This is a genomic window from Gottfriedia sp. ABJ_BB2_2 (genome assembly GCF_055484705.1).
Genome location: NZ_JBVFKR010000014.1, coordinates 24,826 through 49,311 on the forward strand (window position 1 = coordinate 24,826; position 24,486 = coordinate 49,311).

A 24,486-nucleotide genomic window follows, 5' to 3' on the forward strand; every position below is an offset into this window, starting at 1 on the left:
ATATTTGAACTACCATCTTGCTTATAATATTATTCATCATTAAATTTATCTAACATTGAAATTGCATCAACAAGATGATTATTAAATATTTGACGGGCAACAGCCAATAATTCAACAATCATTGGATCTCGTAGCGAATACGTTACCTTGTTTGCTTCTTTTGTTCCATAAACAATATTTTTATTACGTAAAATTGCTAATTGTTGTGAAACGGCAGACCCTTCACTGCCTATCATTATTTGAAGCTCATTGACATTTTTGTCGCCCTCAATTAATAACTCAAGAATACGAATGCGTAAAGGATGACTCAATGCTTTAAAAAAATCTGCTTTAAATTGTTGTAGCTCTAAATTCAAATAAAAAACCCCAATCTACTATGTTCTATAAAAGTATACTTATAATTTAATCATAGTCTATTATTACTGTCTGTCTAGTTAATGTCATTAATTTAATGATAGGGAATAATTCGAAATCTCAACTTTTATTTAATTCATTTTTCTTCTCAATATTTGTATCCGAATTGTTGTCATATGATAGGAGCGAACATTCTAAAAATGCGTAATGCTTACATCCCAAACATTTTTTAAAGTTTATTTGAGTCAAAGCATATGCAATTGCTTCACCAGAATCATCAAAGAAATTTTGAGGACTAATTAATTCATAAAGTCCCGTACGTTTTAACAACTCTTTTGGCTGGTGTTGAATCCCAGTGATTACAACTTTTCTGCCATGACTTTTAAAGTACTTAACTATACTAGATAATCTAGCCTCACCCGTTGTATCTATAAAAGGAACTTTCCCAATCCGTAACAATATTATCTGTGATTCAGAATCAACTAATTCCATAATAGACCTTTCGAAAATATTTGCAGTTCCAAAGAATATCGGTCCATTAATTGAATAAATACTGACTTGAGGACAATCATGATCCTCACTTACTATATGTGCCTTTAATTTTTTATGTTTTATCGAGTGATCAGGTAGTACCTTCTTTACCGTTAGAAGTTCGCTCATTCTTTTTACAAATATGATAACCGAAAGTAACAACCCAACTCCAATAGCAGACGTCAAATTTAGAAATACCGTAAGAAAAAACGTTGATGCCATTATAATAATATCACTTGATTTAGTTTTTAGAATTTGAATAAACTCTTTTCGTTCACTCATATTCCAGGCCACAATCATTAAAATAGGAGCCATACTTGCTAAAGGAATGTGCGAAGCATATGGTGCAAATAATAATAGTACTAAAAGAACAACCAAACCATGTACTATACCAGATATAGGAGAAACTGCACCATTTTTTATATTAGCAGCTGTTCTTGCGATCGCCCCTGTAGCCGGTATCCCACCAAAAAGTGGTGTAATTATATTAGCGACTCCTTGACCTATGAGCTCTTTGTTACTATTATGTCTAACTCCTGTCATCCCATCTGCAACTACGGCGGAAAAAAGGGATTCAATTCCACCAAGCATCGCTATAACAAATGCTGGACCTAACAACATTTCAATTTTCTGCCAATTAATCTCTAATAAATGAAACTCAGGTAGTCCTCCTGGTATATTTCCAAAAGTAGATCCTATAGTAGGAACTTCACCACTAAACAGTTTGAATGCTATAAAAGTAGAAATTATTAAACCAATCAATGACCCAGGAATTCTTGGAAATAGTTTAGGTGATAAGAAAATAATATATAGACAAATAATGGCTGTAACTAAACTGTAAATATTAATTGTTTCGATATGAATTCCAATTTCAAACATGTTTAGAATAAATTCTTCATGATTTTCAATATTTTGTAGCCCTAAAAAATTTACAATTTGACCTGTAAAGATTATGACAGCAATTCCTGAAGTAAATCCAACAGTCAAAGGTTTAGGTATAAATTGTATAATATTCCCTAATTTAAAAATCCCCATTATGATAAGAAATAGTCCTGCTAAAAAGCCAGCAATAAGTAAATTATCATATCCATATTGCATAACAATAGAAAGTAATATTGGAATAAATGCACCTGTCGGTCCACCAATTTGAAATCTCGAACCTCCAAATAAAGATATCAAAATCCCTGCAATCACAGTGGAATAAATACCATATTCCGGTTTTACACCTGAACTAATCGCGAAGGCCATACCTAATGGAATCGCAATTATCCCAACAATAAACCCAGCGATTACGTCTTTTCTAAATGATTCTTTATTATACTTCTCATATCTTCCTCTCCATGACAATTAAGTGCACCTCTTTATAGTATATTTGATTATTTGAATATATGAATATTTATTTAATCATAATTCTTATTGTGACTCTTCGTCAAATAAAATTTTCATTAAAGTAAAAATCGGTAATTTTCATATATATTGTTAAATTTCAGATTATTTAATCTCTTTTTACTGTGTTATGTACAAAAAAATAGGACCTATCTTGTAGGTCCTTTAAGAAAATAAATTGATTTATTTTGTTAACAAACTGCGGTTTTAACCTCATTGCTCCAAACCCAAAAATTTTTATATTAATTTCGTGAATTCCGTCAACCAATCCAATATTTTTAAAAACCTAGCACTATTGCAAAGCAAGTAAATGCTATAGCCATTATCCTTAATGAATATTATGCTTTCTAAAATTACCGCCCTTTACTTCTGATACGTCATATACTGTAACGAAGGCCTTTTTATCAATTTCATTAATGATTTCTTTTAGTTTGTTCTCTTCTAATCGATTAATTACACATGTGATTTCTCTAAACTTTTCATTAGAAAAACCACCATAAGCTTCTTTATAAGTTGCTCCTCGACCTAATCGATCACGTATAGTCTCTATCAATAGTTCCGGCTGAGTTGTGATAATTTGAAATGTTTTTGAGCCACTTAAACCTTCTTCAACTATGTGAATAACTTTAGAAGCAATAAAATAAGCAATTGCTGAAAGAATAGCACCTTGTAAGCCGAATACAATTGAAACAAAAATAAATACAAAGATATTTAAGAATAGAATGAGGTCACTTGTCCCAAACGGTAATCTACGAGCTAGCAAAACAGCAAGCATATCAATTCCATCTATTGCTCCGCCATTACGTAATGCCAAACCCATTCCAAATCCTAATATAATTCCACCAACAACGGAAATCAACAAAGTATCTCCTTCAATAATTGCAGGAGTGTGGTGAAAAATGCTTGTTCCAGCGGCCAGAGATACTATTCCAATGATAGAAAAAATTGAGAAACTTTTACCAATTTGCTTATATCCTAACCAAATAAAAGGAATATTTATAGCTGCAATTAAAACCCCTAATGGCAATCCAAATAATTCTGATCCAACGATACTAAGACCTGTCACTCCACCATCAGATACATTATTTGGTATTAATACCGTTTCTAATCCATATGCGGCTATAATTCCTCCAATTATTACCATTAACCCTCTTAATAACATTTTTATTTTGTTAGGCTTTTGATTTTTGTCCCCCATATAAATCCCTCATTTTCATTTTATTCCTCCAATCTAAAAAGTACATTATGCCTTTTACTATAACTTTCTTAAATTTAAAGGCGGTTATTATTTGATTTCTTTCTTAAAAAGTTAAAATGGTCATCATACTCTTTCAATTTCATTTGTTTTCCATTTTTGGTTTATGTAAATATTGATTGAAATTTTTTAAATTGATTTATATATCACTTTTAATAGGACAATAAATAGAGCATGAACCAAAGTTCAAAGCCCATTTAATAATCCTCTTTATGAATTTCTATAGCTGATTTAAATGAATGAAAGTCAGAAGTTAATTCCTGAAACTCTGCTTCAGATTTACCTTGAACACCATTTAAAGAGAATCTTACATATAAGTCTAAAACATATTTTAATTCATTGATACTTTCATGTTTATTTTGGTTCATGATTCTTTCTACATCTTTCGCTAGAGCCTGACCTAAATAGTTAATATTATGAATTTTCAGCTCTTTTTGTATTGCAACAATAGAAGGCGTGTAATCTGTTCTAAAGGCTCTACCAGGTATTTGATCCCAAAATTGCTCCCATTCTTCTAGTAATCCTGCTTCAAAAAATAACAATTTTAGAAAACCACACAACCAGGAAGTACAGCTTGTATTTCTTTGTTGACACCCTTCCCCATCCACTAATTCTGTACATTGCATACAACAGGAACCTCCGTTTGAAATACACACATTACAGATAGAAGAAATACCTATTCCTTCTAGATATTGAATTCCAGTTTGGATAATCTCTTCTTTTGTAAAGAGACGTTCTTTAGTATAAGAATCCATAGTTTATTGTCCTTTCTAGTAATGGTTTAAGTATATGAATGGGTGATTGGAAGTTACGCTTGTTCATCTTTACCCACTTCTCTATTTGCTTGTATAAACAATTCTACTAAAGTGTCAATCCCATTACGAAAATTTGGGTCTCGGTAGAACTTGTTGACAAAATCTTCTTCCGATAGTCCATTCATCTTTTTTACTATTTCCTTAACTTTTTCTGTTGCTTCTTTTTGTATTTCATAATTTAATTTTAATTGCATACGTCCACCTTCCATAACTATATGTAATTTATCTTATATCTTCTTTAAGTGTTAACATTCATACTACTCTTATTATCTTTAAATCGCATTAACTCTGCATTTCTTATTAATATAGTTGTATTATCGTTAGCAGACGATACCATACCTTCAGCTACATCTTTATTAAACATTCCCGCATTATCTACGCCAGTTATATACTCATAGTCCTTTTCGATCACAAGAATTCAAACTATTATTCCTGAATTTTGTTCCTTTCTTAAAGATACTTTATTATAATTTTCAATTCTCCCTATCGATTCTAATTTTATTAGAGTATATTTGATTATTTGAATATACAAATGTTCATTATAATCATAATAATTGAGAACATCCTCGTCAAACAAAATTTACTATTAACTGTTTGCAAAATAAAAAAGCTGTAGGACAGCCTTCTTTCTTCAACTAATGCATGTATTAGCCAACCATGAATCCACAGATTCACCACAGTGAATGGAAGTATATATCGTTCTTCCATGCAATTAAGAAATGATTTAAACTCAACCGTATATATTAGTGAGAATTAATCTAGATTTTGAAACCTTTTACAGTATCATATAATTCTACAGTTATCTTGCTAAGTAAGCTGAGATTCCAAAGTTGTTTGAATATTACCTTGATAATTATTAATTCATTTAAATATTTGGGTTATGATAATTAATTTCCTTTTCATATCAATTTAAGAATTTTTAATACAAAAAAAGAATAACCTTCTTCAACAATCCTGCCAAATACTTAAAAAGGAGTCGATTATTAACCACTCCTGGAATTATGTTACTACTTCTAAAAATGGTAAAATAAATTACTCTTCTTCCTTAAAAATTTGTCTGATCATAGATAACCGCAGATGAATTTAGGTTTTCAAATATAAAAACACGACCCTATTTGTGAATGTTTTCACTTAAACTAAACTGCCATTTAGTTTAAGTGAAATCTTTCACAATTTATAATTAAATCTAAATTTTATTTACTAAATTCTTTAATAAGAAAAGGAGTTTTTCAAAAAAACACCTTGCTAAGATTTTGATATCTAACAAGCAGTTTTAAAATAGACTTTATTTGTGGAATTTCCCAATTTTTTTAATTAATTCACTATAACTTTTTGCAAAACTTTGCCAAATCGGCAAAATGATGGTTCAAATCACATTTTTTTCTGTAGCTATTATATAAAACAAACAGACCATACCCGATTTTGGTATGGTCTGTTTTACAAAATTACTATTTTAAACAACGTGAAACTTTTTAAAATTAGTATTTGTATCTTTTGTTATCAATTTAATATTCAACTTTTCGATAATATCTTCTAAGTTCTAATGGGTGATTTCTTTCGCGCTCAAGATATACACTTATACGACTTAAGACTGCCCAATTAATACTCACGGCGAAATGTTTTCTAAATTCTTCGCTGATCCCTTCAAGGCTAAAGTCTTTTGTATCAATAATCGTTAGGTTGTTTGTAATTTTTTCGGCAAATCTTTCTACTCGGTCTACTAATGGTCTTGTTTCATCTTCACCTTTTAATAAAATGACGCTTGTGTCTTCAACAACAAGTTCTAGCGTGCCATGGAAAAATTCAGCAGCATGAATTGACTTTGCATGTATCCATTGCATTTCTTCTAATATACACATCGCATATGAATATGTGTTACCCCATAAGTTACCTGAACCAACCATCATATGGTATTTTGTGTCTTTATGTTTTATCGCAAAGTCCTCTGCTATTTGATCGAATGACTTAACTGCATTTAGAATTGCTTGAGGTAGCAAAGATACTTCTTTTGTAAATTGTTCATATTGAGGAAACTCACCATTGTTATACATGAAGCGGAAAATAAACATGTATAGTAGCATAAAGAAAGTATCAAAAGAATGTTTCTCTGAACCTGTCGTGATGCAGTAATCTACCATTTGAGTTAAAGGTGTATTTGGTTCAGCTACTAGAGCAATCGTAGTAGCACCTTTTTGACGACAAAACTCAACTGCTGCAATCGTGTCTTCAGTTGTTCCAGATACTGATGTAAAAATACAAACAGAATCTTCATTTAAATGTTTATGGTTCATTAAGATAAATTCTGCAGCAATTTCTGCATGAACGTTAATGGTAGATTGCGATTTTAATATGTATTCATATGGATACATCATAGCGATTGTTCCACCAGCACCAATTAAGAAAATATTACTATAACCTTTATGACTAATGTGATCTACAATTTCTTCTATTTGACTTTGAAATGCTAGACCTTCTTTTTCTACCAGTTTTAAAAATAACTCTTCATCAAATTTTAACATAAACTATTCCTCCTTAAATTGTCTCGTTAATTGAATTGTCTTTATGATTTTTAATATTTCCACCATACTTTTTTTCCCAGTAATAGTAGACTGGTAGACCTGTTGCAATGACGATTAATGCTGCAATCAACCCTTGAATAGGAGCCCATGTGAAAGTACCCCAAGCAAGCCATGATGCGCCAAGAATAGCCAAAATCGTCGTAACTCTCCATATTGGCATACGATAAATCGGATTATAATCTTGCCTTTTACGGCATTTGTAAACAGCAACAAAATCCATAATATTAATCATTAATTGAGTTAGAGTGAAATACCCTAGTAATGCAGTTAAATTACTAGAGCACACAAGAATACACGCATATAGTACTTGAACGATAATTGAAAAACTTGGCGTTTCATATTTTGGATGAACCTTAGCAAAACGTTTAAAGAATAGCCCGTCCTTTGCCATTGCATATTCTAATCGAGGCTGAAACATTATGCAGGAGCTTAAGGAACCTAAAATAACAATAATAGCAGTTACAGCTACAAATGACGATGCAATATCAGATAAACCAGGGATATACTTAATTGCCTCTGAGACAGCTGCATTTGTACTCATTAAATTTTCAAAAGGCATTAGCCCAATAATACAAACGGCAAGCAGTGTATATAAAATCATGACAATGAACACAGAACTAATTAAAGCGCGAGGTAGTACTTTACCTGGATTTTTAAATTCTCCAGCCATGAAACAAATGGCAGCCATTCCTGTATATGCCCAAGTAGTCGCAGACACGCCACCGATTAAACTTGTTTTCACTGCTCCAGTTGTTGGAGTATAAGCATAATTTTCAGTATTCATGTACATAAATCCTAAAATAATAACAATGATAAATGGAATGATTTTAACCGCAGTGATGATTACTTGAAAAATACCCGCTACCTTTACACTTCGATAATGTATTGAGGTTATGATGAGAATAATAGCAATTCCTAATAACTTTCCAGCTATTCCAGAGAAAAATGGAAAAAAGGTAGAAATATAAGAAACAATCGCTAAAGCCATAATGGCAATTGAAGGTGGATCAAGTGCCCAAAAAGCTGCCCATCCATATAGGAAAGCTAGCGGTCTCCATCCCGCTTTATTCAAGTAAACGTAACCGCTTCCGTTTTCAGGGTAAGCCGTCGATAATTCAGCTAGTACCATTACTTGAGGTATTGCAATTATTCCACCGATAATCCAAGCTAAAATAGCGATTGAAGGTGTTCCTGAAGCTTTTGCAACATCTCCAGATGAGACAAAAATACCTGAACCTACAGTCGTTCCAACAGCAATAGCTAGAGCAGACCAAAAACCTAACTTTCGTGTGAGCGTGCCATTACTCATTTTTTAGTTCCTCCCAATTTAAATTACAAGTTTCATAATCTCGTATAAACTAATAAACATTTAAATATTGGTTGCCGTATAGGATGGATCGAATAATTGGTATGAAGATAAGTAAGATCTTGCATTGTCTTGGCCAAGCTTTTTCTAAATGGCTTTCTCATTTTTTCATTTAGCTCTTCATATTTTCACATTCCATTCATAAAAACTTTATTTGTTATGTCTTGTATTATAATAAATTATAACAATAAATACAATTAGAATATTTGAAATATTTTATATCAACTAGCTTTCAATCTAATGATTCAAAATAAAAAGAGCATTTTTCATGCTCTTTTTAGTCTAAAACTATTTATTACAAGTAGATATTGCTTGATTACCTTCCAGATGGATCATCCCCATATTGAGTTTAAAGAAACAAATTACACTAAAAAACCTTGTTCATCAAGAATCGATAAACAAGGTTTTTTAATAAATTATATTTTAAAATAAATGTGTATACTCGGTACATTCGCTAGCCTACTCATATTAAACTCATTTTACTACAATGGATATTTCAGAGAATCCATGATTTGTCTTATGAACTTCAATAACCGCTGGCATTGCATCCTTTACATCTTGAACGTGCGAAATAACACCAATTAATCGACCAGTTTTTTGAAGTTGGATGAGTGTATCGATAGCTTTTGCAAGTAATTCATCGTCTAATGAACCGAAACCTTCATCGATAAACAATGTATCTATTGAAACTCCACCTTTATGAGCCTGAATAATATCGGCCATACCAAGTGCTAAACAAAGTGAAGCATTAAACTGTTCGCCCCCTGATAAGGTTTTAACATCTCTAGCTAAACCAGTATATGAATCATATACTTCTAGCCCTAAACCACTTTGTTTTCTTCCTTTTTCGACTGAATCTTTTCGCTGTAATTGGAATTGTCCATTTGAAAGATGATCCAAACGAACATTGGCAGACTCAATAATTTGCTCGAAGTAGTCTAGAAGCACGTAACGTTCAAATGAAATCATTTTTTCATTGTCGCCTTTTGTGACCTTATATAAATCATTTAATCCAGCCAATTTCTTTTCAGTTTTTACGTACTCCTCTTGATATGATTGTAAGTCTATACGTAATTGAGATAAACGTTTTGATAATTCTTGAATTCGAATAATATCATTTAAGATATGGTCTGCTTGTTGAGCGATTAATTGCAATGATTCTCTTATTTCATTTTCATCAATTTTTTCTTTAGATTGCAGTTGGTTTTCGAGAATATCTCTTTCAGTTTTTATTCTTTGACTATTTTCTTCATACTTAGAAATGTCATTTTGATATTCATCGATTAATTGAATAAATCCAATCGCAATAATAAATTCTTCTTCATGACTAAACTGATACTCAATCAACTTCTCTTTATAAGAATTCTGTGCATTTTCAATTTCTGAGGTTAAGCGATTTATTTCATTTTCTAGATGTGAACAAGTTGTTTCATTTATTGTTTTTTGTTCTGAAAGTCGTTGATAGCTACCTTCAATTTCTAGTATTTCTGTCTTAAGTAATTGAATATTATTTTCATATTTTTGTACATCTTGATACCACGCTTCATAAGTTCGTGTCGATTCTGGTAGCTTTGTCTCAATTTGGACAATTTCAACTTTTAATTCATTTATTTTTGTAGAGCACTCCGCTAAGACATTCCCAAGTTCAGTTGCCTTAATTGTTAAACTTTCAATAAATTGCTCTTTTTCTTTTAAAGCTTTTTGAACTTTTTCAAAGGTAATTTTTCGCTCTGAAATACTTGTTAAGTTCGCATCAATCTCTTTAAATTCATTTGCTAATAAAAGCAAGCCTTCATTTGAAAAATCAAATTCCCCATATTCCTCCTTAAAGGATTGTTCATCAAGGTTAATTGTATTTTCTAAATTTTTTATTTCACCATGCTTTGTTGCTAATTGGTTTTGTAATCTTGTTACTTCAATTTTTAATGTTTCAACTTCATGTTCATTTACATCGCCTGCAAATTTGGCAATTGAAGGATGATGTGTACTACCACACACTGGACACTCTTCTTGATCTTTTAAATCTTTAGCCAAATACGCTGCTTTTTGTTGTAACATTTTCATTTCTAAACTATTTAATTTATTTACATGATCTTTTAAAATTGCATCATTACATTCATAATCTTTTAATTTGCCATCTAAATCGTTTTTTGCAAAAACGATTCGTTTTGCAAACCCACCTTTTTGATGAACTTGCTGTTTTAACAATGTTATTTGATTCCACTGTTCATAAATACCTTCAAATGTAACAATCTCATTTTTTAATTGATAAAGCTCTTCATTTTCTTTCGTTATTTGTTCTCGAAGTTTTTGACCATCAAATTCCAGCTGCTTGAACTGCTTTGTTTTCGTTACATAAATTTCTTCTAATTTTTGATACTTCTCAATACTATCCTTCAATTCTAATAATTGACTATAATGATGTTCGAAGTTTGCTAATTTTTTATTTTTTTCAGGAAGAGTAGCAACTTTTATTGAAATTGTTTCGATTAATTGAAGGATTTCAGTTAACGAATAATGTTCTTTTTGCAATTTATCTTTAGCTTGTACAATCAAACTTTCCAACTTTTCGAGTTCATTTTTTGCCGGTAGTACCTTTTCTGCTCTAGTAGCCTTTGATAAATTTGTTTTCTTTTGATCAATTTCTTCTTTTTGATCGTTTAATAAATTGATTAATTCGTTTAATTCATGTAATCTGTTAATATTTTTATTGTGTGACTCTGCTGCAAATAATTTTTGTTGGAGAACTTCTATTTGAGCTTTTTGTATCTTTTCTTTTTCTTCAAGCTGTTTTATTTCTTCATCAATTGTTGAAATATGTTCACCTAAAATCTCTCTAACAATATGGATGTTAATTTGAGCATCCTCGGTAATATTGATCCCTTTATCTAATAGTAGATCTTCTATCGTTTCTAATTTAATGACAATTTTTTGCTTAAGATTTCTAAAATTTGTTTCCATTTTAGATCTAGCAATTCCAATTGTATCTTTTACTTTATCAAATAATTCGGTTTTAAAGATTTTACGTAAAATCTCTTCTTTTTCCTTCGTATCTGAAACTAATAATTTCCGAAATTCACCTTGAGGTAGAAGAACAATCTGTTTAAATTGATCAGCATTAATACCGAGTAATTCTTCAACTTTTTTATTAACAATCGTAGTTTTATTAAATTCTTGACAGTATGGCACTTTTTCGCTGTTTTCGATTTTATAAAACTCTATTTTGTCACCTGTAACACCTTTATTTTGTTTCTTTTGATGTCCTTTTTGTCTAAAGATGTTGTAATGCTTACCTTTCAGTTCAAATGTTAAATCAACACTTGTATATACTTCATCATCTGCAAAGTGGCTTCTTAATAAAGATTGGTCGTTTCGGTTTTCACCACTCGCCTCCCCGTATAATGCAAAACAAATACCATCAAAGATTGTTGTTTTACCCGCTCCAGTTGGACCAGTAATCGCAAACAAACCTTTTTCATTTAATTGGTTGAAATCTACATGGATTTTGTCCTTATATGGACCAAATGCATGTAAAATAACTTCTAATGGTCTCATTCTTATTCTCCCTTTACAAAAATATCATGTAGAATTTCTTTCATAAATTCTTCATTTTCTTCACTTAATTCATCATTTGTCATTTCTTTATAAAATGACTGATATAGCTCAAGTTGATTTTTTGATTGTTTTTCAACGTATTTTTTACTGTCAATTGTGCCTTCAGCATTTATTCTTTTTCTACTAACATGCATTGCATTTGGATAAACAGTACGGATTTGTTCCATCGGTTGAACGACCATATGCTCGTCGGTCAATTTTACGAAAACATAATCTTCATTAATTGGATGCTTCCTAATTTCTTCAATCGTTCCTTCAACAGTTCTCAAATCGCGTATAGGATTAAAATCTCTTTTTGTTACGGATACTTCACCTTCACCATTTAACTCGATAATTAAACATCCTTTTTTATGGTTTTCCTCAGAAAGAGAATACTTTAAAGGCGATCCTGAATATCGAATAGATTGATTACCAACATAATGTGCACGATGTAAGTGACCTAATGCCGTGTAATGGAAATGTTGGAAATTATGATGAGATACGTATTCAGCTCCGCCAATTGCTAATGTACGTTCTCCTTCAGTTTCCTCATCAGAAGGCTGACCATTATTCGTAACAAAGGCATGTCCGACAAAAACATTTCTAGCAGAAGAATCTAATTCTTCATCCCTTATTTTATTAATGATTGCTTTCATCGCATCATTATGTGAGTGAATATCATCATTTTGTAATACGTAACGTACAATGCTTGGTTCTACATAAGGTATTAAATAGAAATGTACTTCTCCAAATTCATCGTTTATGATGACCTTTTTAAAAGGGGTTTGAAATTTCCCAACTATATGGAGCCCTTCTTTTTCCATAAAGCTGCTTCCAAACTCAACTCTTTCAGCACTGTCATGATTTCCAGCAATAGCAAGGATCGGGGTTTTTAATTCTATAACTATTTGATGTAATACTTCGTTTAGCAACTCGATTGCTTCAGTTGGAGAAATACTCTTATCATATAAATCGCCAGCAATGATTACTGCATCAGGCTTTTCTTCTTTTATAATATGAATAAATTCTTTTAATATATAACGTTGATCTTCAGTCATATGAACACCATGAACAATTTTTCCAAGGTGCCAATCTGCTGTATGAATAAATTTCATTTTTACACCTCATTTGAACTTTTAGTTTACTCTATTTTACATCAAGATACGAACGTTTGTATGCTTTTTTCATCTGGATTCCTAAAATTGAATAATAAGGATTAAAATAATTGAAATACTAGAAAATATCGTTCAAAATAGGATTATTAGATTCTAGGAGGCCATTATGGAAAAAATTATTGATGTGAAAAAATATGAAGAAGTGATTAGTAGTGAAAAACCTGTAATCGTAAAATTTTATGCTACATGGTGTCCAGACTGTTCTCGTCTTGATGCGTTTGTTGGTGAAGTGATTGAAGAGCATCCATCATTCGAATGGTATACAATGGATCGTGATGAGTTCCCAGAAATCGCTAGCCAGCAGCAAGTTATGGGAATTCCAAGTTTACTTGTTTATCAAAATGGAGAAAAAATTGGTCACTTACATAGTGCCAATGCGAAAACGCCAGAACAAGTTGAAGAGTTTTTAACGAAATTCGAGTAATCAAATAAAATAGCAATAAATATATATACCAATGAAGCCTGCTCTTTTCATAAGTGCAGGTTTTTTTGTATGATTATTGGAAATTTGGACTTGAATAGATGCATATATATCACTTGAGGTGATGAAATTTGCTAAACATGATTGAAGATATTGTTAGATTCCCAGAAAAAATGACAGGTGGTAGAACCATTACCCGAGTATTTAAAACCTACCCTTTTAAAGTTTACAAAGCAAATTCTATGTTAAGTGCTATTGATTATGGATTTTCTGACCAGGAAGGGATGTTCTTTAGAACGACAATTGATACTTACGCCGAGATCAAATCACCTTATGAAGTACATGTCGTCATTACCTTTGGGTTTCGTTCTAGAGAGTTTGATAAAGCAACAGACGCAACGATTAGATATACATTATTATTGCAACAAGTATATTGTCCTTTTGGGTGTTTTCCATAAAAAATCATGATTATTTTTATGTCATTGTATATTCAAATAAAAAAACACCCTATTTGGTAAATAAGGTGTTTAAAACTTAAATTTGTTTACGTTCATGTAAAAAGATAAATACATTTTTACAAATGCTATACCATACATATCCGACTAACCACCCAGCCAAAATATCCGAGAAATGGTGAACGTGTAAATAAATCCTACTAAAAGAAATTAATAATATAATGGCTAAAGCAGTTATTTGAATGATACGTCTTTGTTTTAATAAATTAGTATCTAAAATGATCAAGATGAAACTTAATGTTAAGAAAAAGCTTGTTGCCATTACAGCATGGCCACTTGGAAAACTAAAGCCATCCTCAACATAATACATTGCTGCTGGACGTGGTCGTTCATAAATACCTTTAACGATTTGAACTACTAATCTAGCAGTAAGCAACGTGATTAATAAATAAATCCCTGTCCAAATACGTTTACGAATAATAGAAAAAATTAATAAAACTACAGCAAAGCTTAAATACATTTTAGAAGAACCAAAATCTCTTAAAAAATAACAAAATGAATCTATTGCATCTGATCGAACTGAAACAAAAAAATCGAAAAGTGCATCGTCGATTGCTTTAATCACATTCGTATCATAAATCAAACCTAACATAACAAATAAAAAAACTGCAGTAACAACGGTTATCCAATTATTTTTTTTCATAAACTCCTCCTACTAAAAAAATATAGGTATCCCGCTTGTACTATTGAATACAAAGAGAAAAACGACGAGAGCACCCGTCGCCACTTTCATGACTATTCATCTTCTTCGTCAATTTCATCAATCATACATTTTTCCAATAAGTATTCAAAAGTAATATCGGCCAATTCTTCAATTTCCTCTTCTTCAGGCACATATCCTCGCTGAATGAGCTGTTGATAGAAAAATTCGGCAATTTCTTCCGTATCAATCACTACTTCAATTTCTTTCACTAGCATCACCCCTTACTAGTTAATATGTTAAAAATGAGAAAATATGAAAAAAACCTTTCCAAGCACCTAAATTATTAATATGTAACCTTTAGCATAATACAACAATGACAAGCATATATTCAAATAAAACATGTTGAAGGAGAATGATGTCAATGTTAAAAATGGACAAGCAATCAAACTCAAGTTTAAAAATGAAAGAACTAATGTTTAATGAAGAATTATTTGAAGCAACTGTAGAAAAGTTTACTTCTGTTATCTTTTTGATTTTAATAGGGTTAGGCATACCTTTTATGATTCATATAATTCTACAATTATTGTAGATTATCCTCTCTCAATTCGTTTTCTTTTCTGAAAATTTATTTAAATTTTTTAAAACAAGATCCATCACGATTTTATATTCTTCATCTTGAAATATAGAATATAGAACAGCATAATCATTATATATATCTAATAGGCCATCTATAATTTCTAATTTCGTCGTCTTATTTCTATTTTTATTAAAATCATTCATTGAACGAAGCTTCTCTAAATCTAATTTTGTAATGCCATTTTTATCATTTCTAAGTTTTTTTAGAATTGTATTCGCAGTTTGTGCAGTTGCAATTAAGGTTAAATCAGTCTCATCAGCTTCTAACCATTCACCATCTGTAATGCGGGCAAGTTCATAAATTGTATCTTCCCAAGCATCATTTTTATAACGCCAAACCTCTGTACGATAACCAACTATACGAAAAATTTCTTTTTCATATCCATTCACCTGAACTAAATCCCCAAAAGAAAATGAATAATTTACCTCAATCCACTCTTTTTCAAGTTTTTTGCCATCATATTCATTAAGAAGCTGAAGAGTATTTTCAACATACAAACCATCATGATTATTCACTTCGTAAACGAATATGCCGTCCATCAGTTTGATATTTGTAATCTTACCGACAGTCCCATATAACGTTATCACGACAATATCATCTACGTTATACTTAGGTTGTTTTTTCTTTGTCATCCTCTTTAACCTCCTTCTCCATACGTCGTGACTCATACGTTTTTACTGTATACTATGCAAAAGCACAATAATTGTCTGTCATTTTCCAGCCAAATAAAAAAAGGGAATAGCCTATTTTAAAAAGTCGAGTCGACTCGCACTGCCCTGACAAGCTAAGACGAAAATCAGTCAAAGTTGATTTTTAACTTTCTTGAGATTTTACTTATGACTCGAGGGGCAAGTCGCTGGAACTAGACAATTTGAAAAGTTGATATAACTGATAAGCTTAGGCAAGCTTAAGACAAGACTTGATTTTTTAGCAAATAAAAAAGATACAACATTTGTTGTATCTTAATTTTCTTCATCCTCATATAAATTCCAAGCTTTATCAAATACGCTCATCGGCATGTTAAAAGTGCCATCTAATTCTAAATATGAGCTAATTTCATCATAGTTATATGCTTGTTTTGGAAAGGAGTGATCATTAAAAAGATGATCTGCAAATAAACCAATATCTGTTGGTACTTTATAGTTCCTGTGTTTCATCATGTAATGGTAAAATGACTTTTTCATGATTTTCCCTCAATCGTTTCTCTAATTTATAAATTAAAAATACTAGTTATAAGACGAGAAGTCAAAGTAATTCCTTTTTAATAATCTTGGTTGCTTCATTAATTCGTCAAATGAAACTGAAACTGGAAGTAATTCAGTAGAAATTAGTAATAATTGATCTTCTATTGTTTTTACTAAATCTTCTTTTTGATAAGTAAATTTACATTGATCACAATAATACGAAGGTACATTCGTAATTGTGATTGCTCGTGATCCATCAGGTAATTCCCAATGTACAACAGCCTTCAATTCTTCTAAACTATGCTGCTCACACCAGTCACATTTTAATGTATTATTCGTCATTCTTTTCACTTCCATCCATTTTTTGAATTTGAGCTTTGAATTTTTTCTCCTTTAGTTCATCTCGTTTCTCTCGTTTATTCTTTAATGAACTATGAGATGGATCATCTTGGTATTGCTCTCTTTTTTTCATTCTCTCTAAATCTTTTGGAATGAGACTTTGCACTTGATCAGTCATTATACTCGCAATACCTACTTTAGCACCCTTTTGTAAATAATCCGGATATATAAGTGAGAAGTACTCCTCAGCGGTATCTTCTGTATAATTTTCTGGTTCTGGATAAGAGGTAATAACACCCTCAAAATTTCGTAAAACGGTTTTTTTACTACTTTGTGAAACAATATAATTTGGTTGAAGTGAAATTTTCCCACCGCCACCAGGTGCATCGACTACAAATGTAGGTACTGCATATCCTGACGTATGACCTCTTAATCCTTCAATAATCTCTAGTCCTTTCGCAACTGGTGCTCTAAAGTGGCCAATTCCTTCAGACAAATCACATTGGTAAATATAATAAGGTCTCACACGAATTTTTACTAAATCATGCATTAGCTTTTTCATGATCGGCACACTATCGTTTATCCCAGTTAAAATAACAGCTTGGTTACCTACCGGAACACCTGCATTCACTAACATTTCACATGCTTTTTTAGCTTCTTCTGTGATTTCTATGCTTGTATTAAAATGAGTATTTAACCAAACAGGATGATATTTTTTTAGAATTTCACATAAGTTTTCAGTAATTCGCTGTGGGAATACTACTGGTGCTCTTGTTCCAATTCGAATGATTTCAACATGATCGATCGCTCTTAAATTTTTTAATATATATTCTAATATATTGTCATTTATTAATAATCCATCTCCACCTGAAATTAGAACATCTCTTATTTCTGTATTTTGACGAATATAATTTATAGCATCATCAAGTTGTTTTTTTGGAACCCCCATTCCAATCTGTCCCGAAAAACGTCTTCTTGTACAGTAGCGACAATACATAGAACATTGATTTGTTACTAAAAATAGAACGCGATCTGGATAACGATGAGTTAATCCAGGTACAGGACTATCATCATCTTCACCAAGTGGATCCTCTGCATCATATTTCGTTTTATTTAACTCTTTTCCAATCGGAACTGATTGCATACGAATAGGACATCTTGGGTCCGTTGGATTCATCAATGACGCATAGTATGGTGTAATGTTTAATGGAATCGTTTTTGTTGAAATTCTAACTCCTTCTTCTTCGTCCTTTGTTAAATCGATTACTTGTTTTAAATCGTCCAAAGTCCGCACAGTATTCGTAAGCTGCCAAAGCCAATCATTCCATTGTTCATCTGTTACATTTTTCCATAAAGGTATGTCTTTCCAATGCCTTTGTGGTTTATAAAGTTGATTTTTCACTTAAGGTCCTCCTTCATCATTGTAGGACTATCATTTAAATGTCAGTAGATTTATAGTTATATACCTACTTCTTTATATGCATTTTATAAATAGAAGGTGAAAGGGCTTTAGTTACTATGATAGAATATTAAGGTAAATAAACGAAACCGACTAACGATTTGTTAGTCGGTTCCTGTGGCTGACGCTCAATGTTTTTTAGTGATGATTTACAAATGTTGCACCGATGATAATTAAAAGAATAAATAATACAACGATTAGCGCGAATCCTCCACCGCATCCACCGCAACCGCCACCATAATATGGAGAGTAACCTTTCATGAGTATTGCCTCCTTCACATAGGTAATGAGATATTACACTTATAACTTATGTCAATTTCCCAATTTTGTTCTAGACAGATGCCCAATTTAGAGAATGAGTCCAGATTCAACGCTTAGTATTTTAAGTCTTTTATTATGATCATGCGGTACATTAAAAAACGAAAAAAAGACTCCATCTAGGAGTCTTTCAATCAATCTATTTTTGAACAAATAAAGGAATAAATTGAAAAGTATTTACATTAAATACACCTTTAGTTGTAATTTTGATGCTAGGTATGACTGGTAAAGCAAGAAATGATAATGTTAAAAATGCATTAAAATTGTTATTTGGACGAATTTTCAATAAGGCATTTTCGATTAAATTCAATCCGTGTTCGACTTCTTCAGCTGAACTAGTACTAATCAATCCGCCAATTGGTAGCGGTAATTTAGCTAGTATTTCTCCGTTTGCTACAACAACAATACCACCATTCATTTTCTCTACTGTTTTGACTGCCAAATACATATCTTCATCGTTCATTCCTGCAACAATTAATTGATGTGAATCATGTGCAATCGTAGTTGCAATTGCACCTTCCTTTAAATTTATACCTTTAACGATGCCTAATCCTATTTCTTTTTCAGAATGGTATCGATCAATAACAGCTATTTTACATAAATTTTCTTTCACATTAGTAGTAAATTGTTGATCATCTGAGCTTACTATTTTTTCTACTACGTGGCTTGTTACAATACTTTTTGGATTGATTTCAATAATGTTCGCATAACTCATTCCATCACAATTGATGACAAAATCTTCTAATCTAATATCACCTAAACTTATAGTTGTAGCAATGTGATTATTAGATTCTTTTTGTACTGTTGACTCAATTAATTTCTGTTCTGAAACGACAAATTGATCTTTAATCCATACATCTGTAATGTCCACTTTTTCTAAATCATTTATAAAAACAAAATTTGCTTCATAACCGGGTGCGATTGCACCTTTCTGGTTTAAGCCATAACATTGAGCGGGATTCAAAGTTGCCATTGAGTAAGCAGTTATAGGGTGAATACCAAAAGCAATTGCTGTACGAATACAAAAATCAATTGAGCCTTCTTTATATAGATCATCTAAATGTTTATCGTCTGTGCAATACATAATCCGGTTAGCATTGTGTTCATTGACAACAGGTAATAAATCAGTTAAATTTCTAGCTGCAGAACCTTCTCTTAAAGCAACATACATTCCTGCACGCAGTCTATCTACTACTTCGTTTACATTCGTGCATTCATGGTCTGTTAGTATCCCACTATAAGCATACGTATTAATTTCATTTTTTCCAAGGCCAGCTAAATGACCATCAATTGGTTTTTGATATTTATGAGCTAATTGTATTTTTTCTATCATTTGTTTTTCCATTGACATGACTGAGGGATAGTCCATTACTTCGGCTAAACCAAGTACTCTTGGATGTTCCATAAATGCCTCTAAATGTTCAGCGTATAAAACTGCTCCACCTCGTTCAAGTGATGTGGCAGGTACACACGAAGGTAACATGACTCGTACATCTAGTGGTAAATGCTCAGATTCATCTAGCATAAATTGAATTCCATCTACACCTGAAACATTTGCAATTTCATGTGGATCAGTGATAACTGTTGTAACGCCATGAGGTAAAATAGTTCTAGCATATTCGCTAGGGGTAACCATTGATGATTCTATATGAACATGCGAATCGATAAAACCTGAGGAAATGTATTTCCCTTTTGCATCAATTACTATATTTCCTTCGTAGTCACCAATCCCCACAATAATGCCGTTTGTCACAGCAATAGATTCCTCAATTATTTCTTTTGTAAAAACATTCAGAATCTTTCCGTTAATAATTAAAAAATCCGCTTTTTCAGCTTTTATAGAAGCTTTCATTTCATGTAAGTTCATTTTACTCCTCCTAAAATTAGGAGAGAATATGTTATGTCATATCTCTCGTAGTCAAACTATGCGGCAGTTTGGTAGAAACTCTTTTTATAATTTATTTCTAAACATATTACCACTTAAAACCTTGATATATCAATGGTTTAATGGAAATCCTATTAAATTTGCATTGTAAAATAATGCATTCTCCCCCACTAAGTTGGGGGAGGATTTGGGGGAAGTTTTAATGAATATTTTGGACAGATGTTTTATAAAAGAAGGTCACATATAGTGACCTTTTTTGTATAAAATCTTTTTTCTTTTCGATTTTAATAATTTTATAATATCAATTCCAATTAACTTATGTGTTAATTGAACAACAAAAAGAATGTTCTATTTCGAACATTCTCCTTTTTTATTTACTTATTCGCATTGATGAACGATGAAATCGCATATATTGTTCTTGTTCTGGAAGAAGTTTGATGTTCATTTGCTCATTGATTTGAAGCCGATTAAACTCTGAGTGTGGTATATCCTTTGATATAATTATTTGACCGTTTCCATCAAAGCTAATAAAACCTTTATCAAATAATGCATCGTGAGAGATGCATAGTAATAGTCCGTTATTAATATCAACTTTCTGAGATTCATCAGCAATTGACCAAGGTACTATATGACTTGCCACCAATAAAGAAGATATGGATAGGTTGCATAATTGGCATCCGGTTTCACGTTCTAATAGTTGGCTACGAAATTTGGATTGTGTTTTTCGATATACAGTCATGCTATAACCTGTATTTTCAGGAGGAGTGGTTTTATTTTGATTCTGACCAATTAAAGAATCTACATTTGTGGATGGTAGTTTTCTTGTTTGTAAAAAGTTGTTCCATGCAGTTGGCATATATTCGCTTTCAATCTTGCCAACTTTCAAATCGTACAACCATTGTCGAGAAACAGGAACTTCTAAAACCGTAAAATGTGCAATGTAGTTTTCGTAATTACCTACGCCTACTTTTGTGAACTGACGTAATTCTAAAGCTTCATTTATTGGCATTCCTTCAACATAAGGTATTGCTATTCCAATAAATCGAGCATCTCTTCCATTTAAACGTTCAAAATAAAAGAAAGGGGCTATATGTTCTTTTGATTTACTATAACTACGGCGATAATATTTCTCAAAAGCTTCATTACCCTTTTGTTTTGTATCTAAATAATGTTTTTTGGGATCTTGATTATCACCATAATACTCCAGTAACTTAGTTGACCGATTATATATATTCGGCCATTCTGGATCTCTTTGTGTGTCTAATATGATTACAAAAGCTTCTTCATTCCTCAAAGAGGAATTATTTTCAATCATTGTTCGACGTATTCCACTTTGATTACCAATACCTTTTAGGTTATTAAATTTAAAAATGTTGCTAATTACTTCATCTTTAAAAAAGCTCCCTGTTGTTCCAGCTTCATATATTTCTCCAGGTATTAAATTGGAGTTTCGTAATTCCGTAAAAACTACCATCGAAAGCACCTCGTTTAATTTAATGGTTTATATTTCTTCAGAGTTATACCAAATTTACACAGCAGATAATGATAAAAATCAAAATCAATTATTAATTTTTGTCCCATTGACTAATTTCCAATATTATATTGTACTTTAATAATAGACTAATATATTTTATTAAAGAATAATAATTTTTGAAATGTTAATATGACCTTAGTGAACTATACTGCTATTACATCAAATAAAAAAGCTGCAAATAAGCAGCTATGAAACTTGCAAAGTTTCAGGTACTATTTAATCTCCAATATTTCCTTCATATACTTTTTAAATGCATCATTTTTCCAAAATCCCAGCCGAATCCCGTCAATTCCTCTAGTCATCAGAATATAGTAAATATTCAACACAAATAAGGTAAACTCATGTGCATTTTCCAAGCTTTCATCTTCTTTGGAGAATTTGCCGTTGACATTATGGAAATTCTCTGGATTGCCGAATAATCGACCATTTTCGTCGATTTGTAGATCATCGCCTACTAATACGCCGACTTTATTCAAATCGATTCCCTGAACTGCAAAGACTGAGCCAATCTGCTCTTCAGCATCGGTATCCTCTGAATTAACCCAGTTTTCTTGAGTGGAATTCCATCTTCGTTTGATATCTCCTTCATGCCAATGAGTGATTGACGGGTCTTTGCCATCAGCCTGCCTCCAAGGTTCGACTAATCCACCTAGCACACGGTTTATATGTTCAGGATTGAAATTACTGTCTTCTTCTACCCAGTCAATCAAATTCTTTAAAGGTTCAGATTCGAAATATCCAAAATAAGCATCTTCATCACTATCTTGGAATACGGCTCTATCAAATTTCGGGTTAAAATTCGTTTGATCTAATAGACCTGTATCCTTATATAAAAGATATTTTATGCCATTTACGAAATCTTCTGATGTATAGTTCTTTCCCGCTGGAGCTTGAATTCTGAATTGCGTTGTTAAGTATCTCTTTTCAAAGTATTTTGTTGCTTCATTGAATTTCGCGCGTGTTATATTGGCAGGACGAATAGCTTGCAATACGTCATACATTAACACGATTTGACGACCTAACTTTTTTAAAGCCTCCAAGTGGTTCTCATCCTGAGCAAATCTTCCTTTATAAACGTTGTTAAAAGATGCCATTTGCTTGGAGAACTTTCTAGAAAGCTTATGAGATTCGTCAACAATTACAACATCATAATTTTGATCAGCATTAATCAGCTTTGTCGAGGAAGCAAGTGTCAGGTTACTGTTGTTCATTCCATAAACTCTAAATATATCCTTTGCCGTTTTAATCCAATTAGGTTGCAAAACGACTGCTATTCGCTGATTAGGTTTATCTTTCAACAACTTAGCGACCAAATGAGTCAGCAATACGGTTTTGCCAGTCCCTGCATCGCCATTTATCACAAAGCTTTTATCAGGATTCGATTCAATCTGCTTTAGAAACTCCATTTGCTGTTCTGTTAATTCTTTGATTGGGCTATATTTGACCAATGCTCTATTGCGTAGCTCCTCTAATGTTGGTGTGCTTACCCACCCATTAGGGTATAGCTCTTTTTCCCAAAAAGGCAAAATGACTTCTGAAGCAACCTTTTCTCGGTCTCTGTAGTTATTCACGCTGTTACCATTTGTTCGATTAATAATCTCATCATTATCATATTGAACCAGCTGCTTTTTAGATTTTGGATTGTCGGCCATAAAATATGTAATCAGCTGGCTTTCGACATCATCTAATGCTGAACCGTTGAAATAGGATGAAATAAGAATAATTACTTGGTCGAAATCTGCTATATTGAACTTTTCCTCTTGACCATTATAGTGCTGCTTATTCCGCTCAGTAAAGCGTTTCGTTTGTCCTATGTAAATCTTTTTCGACTTCGTTCCTTTGTAAATATAAACGACATTGCCGTTTCTAAGAGTATTTTGTTCAGGCAGCCGAAGTTTATCGAAACCTTCCAATTCTCTATTTTTCACTTTCAATGTTATACAGTTAAACTTAGCCATTGCTTAATCTACCTCATCCAATTCATTATATTTCTTTTTTTGACCAAAGCTTTTAGGAACTGGATATTTCCGGGCATTTTTAATCAGTTTTTCAGCGATGATTTCATCAATATCAAAGCCTAGATTATTAGCCATCATATAAGAGTAAATAAGAACATCTGCCAGTTCTTCTTTGAGCCGCTCAGGATTTCTCTTCGTTTCCTCTGGAGTTTTCCATTGAAATAATTCCAATAATTCATTTGCTTCTAAGGAGATGGAAATGGCCAGGTCTTTTTCATTATGAAATTGCCGCCAATTGCGCTCATCTCTAAATTCATTAATCCGCTTCATAGATTCACTCATAGTAATTTCCTTTCATACCTTCCAGAAATTTTTGCTTGTCACTTAATTTTCAAACCTGATTTTTAGGGAATATATTCGTTTTTCTTGGTTGCCTATCTTTGGTTGTTCAATTATTACATATAAATATTATTACATATTATATAAAAACGTAAAAAGGAAAACCGGTTATTATTGAACTAAACTGCCAAATACTTAA

General features: G+C 31.9%; 24 protein-coding genes. 3 read left to right on the forward strand and 21 right to left on the reverse strand.

Going from position 1 to position 24,486, the window contains the following annotated elements:
- Window positions 1–29: 29 nt before the first annotated feature.
- The 10 genes from ACX6U0_RS19790 to ACX6U0_RS19835 form a co-directional block, all read right to left on the reverse strand.
- Window positions 30–356, reverse strand: coding sequence for an ArsR/SmtB family transcription factor (locus ACX6U0_RS19790; protein WP_464961577.1), 327 nt, complete (start codon window positions 354–356; stop codon window positions 30–32).
- Window positions 357–474: 118 nt separating this feature from the next.
- Window positions 475–2,232, reverse strand: a complete 1,758-nt coding sequence (locus ACX6U0_RS19795) for a SulP family inorganic anion transporter (protein ID WP_464961578.1) — start codon at window positions 2,230–2,232, stop codon at window positions 475–477.
- Window positions 2,233–2,599: 367 nt separating this feature from the next.
- Window positions 2,600–3,469, reverse strand: coding sequence for a YitT family protein (locus ACX6U0_RS19800; RefSeq protein WP_464961579.1), 870 nt, complete (start codon window positions 3,467–3,469; stop codon window positions 2,600–2,602).
- A gap of 254 nt (window positions 3,470–3,723) precedes the next feature.
- Window positions 3,724–4,281 carry a hypothetical protein gene (locus ACX6U0_RS19805; RefSeq protein ID WP_464961580.1) on the reverse strand — a complete coding sequence of 186 codons (558 nt, stop codon included), beginning with the start codon at window positions 4,279–4,281 and terminating at the stop codon, window positions 3,724–3,726.
- Window positions 4,282–4,334: 53 nt separating this feature from the next.
- Complete coding sequence (locus tag ACX6U0_RS19810; RefSeq protein WP_464961581.1) at window positions 4,335–4,535, reverse strand: hypothetical protein; 201 nt, start codon at window positions 4,533–4,535, stop codon at window positions 4,335–4,337.
- 44 nt (window positions 4,536–4,579) lie between these two features.
- Window positions 4,580–4,753, reverse strand: a complete 174-nt coding sequence (locus ACX6U0_RS19815) for a hypothetical protein (RefSeq protein ID WP_464961582.1) — start codon at window positions 4,751–4,753, stop codon at window positions 4,580–4,582.
- A gap of 1,093 nt (window positions 4,754–5,846) precedes the next feature.
- Entirely contained in the window at window positions 5,847–6,860 is a 1,014-nt protein-coding gene (locus ACX6U0_RS19820) for an SIS domain-containing protein (protein WP_464961583.1), read from the reverse strand.
- A gap of 13 nt (window positions 6,861–6,873) precedes the next feature.
- The gene (locus ACX6U0_RS19825; RefSeq protein WP_464961584.1) at window positions 6,874–8,229 is read right to left on the reverse strand and encodes an amino acid permease; all 1,356 of its coding nucleotides are present in this window, start codon (window positions 8,227–8,229) and stop codon (window positions 6,874–6,876) included.
- A 531-nt stretch (window positions 8,230–8,760) separates the two neighbouring features.
- Window positions 8,761–11,841, reverse strand: a complete 3,081-nt coding sequence (locus ACX6U0_RS19830; protein ID WP_464961585.1) for an AAA family ATPase — start codon at window positions 11,839–11,841, stop codon at window positions 8,761–8,763.
- 2 nt (window positions 11,842–11,843) lie between these two features.
- On the reverse strand, window positions 11,844–12,995 hold the full coding sequence (locus ACX6U0_RS19835; protein WP_464961586.1) for an exonuclease SbcCD subunit D: 1,152 nt from the start codon (window positions 12,993–12,995) through the stop codon (window positions 11,844–11,846).
- A 166-nt stretch (window positions 12,996–13,161) separates the two neighbouring features.
- Between ACX6U0_RS19835 and ACX6U0_RS19840 the strand changes: the two genes are divergently transcribed.
- Window positions 13,162–13,479 carry a thioredoxin family protein gene (locus ACX6U0_RS19840; protein WP_464961587.1) on the forward strand — a complete coding sequence of 106 codons (318 nt, stop codon included), beginning with the start codon at window positions 13,162–13,164 and terminating at the stop codon, window positions 13,477–13,479.
- 128 nt (window positions 13,480–13,607) lie between these two features.
- On the forward strand, window positions 13,608–13,934 hold the full coding sequence (locus tag ACX6U0_RS19845) for a hypothetical protein (RefSeq protein WP_464961588.1): 327 nt from the start codon (window positions 13,608–13,610) through the stop codon (window positions 13,932–13,934).
- A gap of 76 nt (window positions 13,935–14,010) precedes the next feature.
- Here ACX6U0_RS19845 and ACX6U0_RS19850 read toward each other — a convergent pair whose 3' ends face one another.
- Window positions 14,011–14,634: a phosphatase PAP2 family protein gene (locus ACX6U0_RS19850; protein WP_464961589.1), complete on the reverse strand. Its 624-nt coding sequence runs from the start codon at window positions 14,632–14,634 to the stop codon at window positions 14,011–14,013.
- A 92-nt stretch (window positions 14,635–14,726) separates the two neighbouring features.
- On the reverse strand, window positions 14,727–14,903 hold the full coding sequence (locus tag ACX6U0_RS19855; protein WP_087997714.1) for a YozD family protein: 177 nt from the start codon (window positions 14,901–14,903) through the stop codon (window positions 14,727–14,729).
- Window positions 14,904–15,049: 146 nt separating this feature from the next.
- Between ACX6U0_RS19855 and ACX6U0_RS19860 the strand changes: the two genes are divergently transcribed.
- On the forward strand, window positions 15,050–15,223 hold the full coding sequence (locus tag ACX6U0_RS19860) for a hypothetical protein (protein WP_464961590.1): 174 nt from the start codon (window positions 15,050–15,052) through the stop codon (window positions 15,221–15,223).
- 11 nt (window positions 15,224–15,234) lie between these two features.
- On the opposite strand, the gene ACX6U0_RS19865 is transcribed toward ACX6U0_RS19860, so the two are convergent.
- From ACX6U0_RS19865 to ACX6U0_RS19905, 9 genes are all read right to left on the reverse strand, one after another.
- The gene (locus ACX6U0_RS19865; RefSeq protein WP_087997713.1) at window positions 15,235–15,903 is read right to left on the reverse strand and encodes a hypothetical protein; all 669 of its coding nucleotides are present in this window, start codon (window positions 15,901–15,903) and stop codon (window positions 15,235–15,237) included.
- 330 nt (window positions 15,904–16,233) lie between these two features.
- Window positions 16,234–16,455: a YozE family protein gene (locus tag ACX6U0_RS19870; protein ID WP_464961591.1), complete on the reverse strand. Its 222-nt coding sequence runs from the start codon at window positions 16,453–16,455 to the stop codon at window positions 16,234–16,236.
- A 42-nt stretch (window positions 16,456–16,497) separates the two neighbouring features.
- Window positions 16,498–16,797: a YokU family protein gene (locus ACX6U0_RS19875; RefSeq protein ID WP_464961592.1), complete on the reverse strand. Its 300-nt coding sequence runs from the start codon at window positions 16,795–16,797 to the stop codon at window positions 16,498–16,500.
- The gene (gene kamA, locus ACX6U0_RS19880) at window positions 16,787–18,196 is read right to left on the reverse strand and encodes a lysine 2,3-aminomutase (protein ID WP_464961593.1); all 1,410 of its coding nucleotides are present in this window, start codon (window positions 18,194–18,196) and stop codon (window positions 16,787–16,789) included. The genes ACX6U0_RS19875 and kamA overlap by 11 nt, the downstream gene beginning before the upstream one ends.
- A 195-nt stretch (window positions 18,197–18,391) precedes the next feature.
- Window positions 18,392–18,514, reverse strand: a complete 123-nt coding sequence (locus tag ACX6U0_RS19885) for a YjcZ family sporulation protein (RefSeq protein WP_464961594.1) — start codon at window positions 18,512–18,514, stop codon at window positions 18,392–18,394.
- Window positions 18,515–18,710: 196 nt separating this feature from the next.
- Window positions 18,711–20,438, reverse strand: a complete 1,728-nt coding sequence (gene ade / locus ACX6U0_RS19890) for an adenine deaminase (RefSeq protein WP_464961595.1) — start codon at window positions 20,436–20,438, stop codon at window positions 18,711–18,713.
- A gap of 388 nt (window positions 20,439–20,826) precedes the next feature.
- A complete protein-coding gene (locus tag ACX6U0_RS19895; RefSeq protein ID WP_464961596.1) occupies window positions 20,827–21,930 on the reverse strand; it encodes an HNH endonuclease in 1,104 nt (367 codons plus the stop codon).
- Between the two features lie 272 nt (window positions 21,931–22,202).
- Window positions 22,203–23,948 (reverse strand): DNA/RNA helicase domain-containing protein, encoded by a 1,746-nt coding sequence (locus ACX6U0_RS19900; RefSeq protein ID WP_464961597.1) that lies wholly within the window; start codon window positions 23,946–23,948, stop codon window positions 22,203–22,205.
- Between the two features lie 3 nt (window positions 23,949–23,951).
- The gene (locus ACX6U0_RS19905; RefSeq protein WP_464961598.1) at window positions 23,952–24,290 is read right to left on the reverse strand and encodes a nucleotide pyrophosphohydrolase; all 339 of its coding nucleotides are present in this window, start codon (window positions 24,288–24,290) and stop codon (window positions 23,952–23,954) included.
- Between the last annotated feature and the right edge of the window lie 196 nt (window positions 24,291–24,486).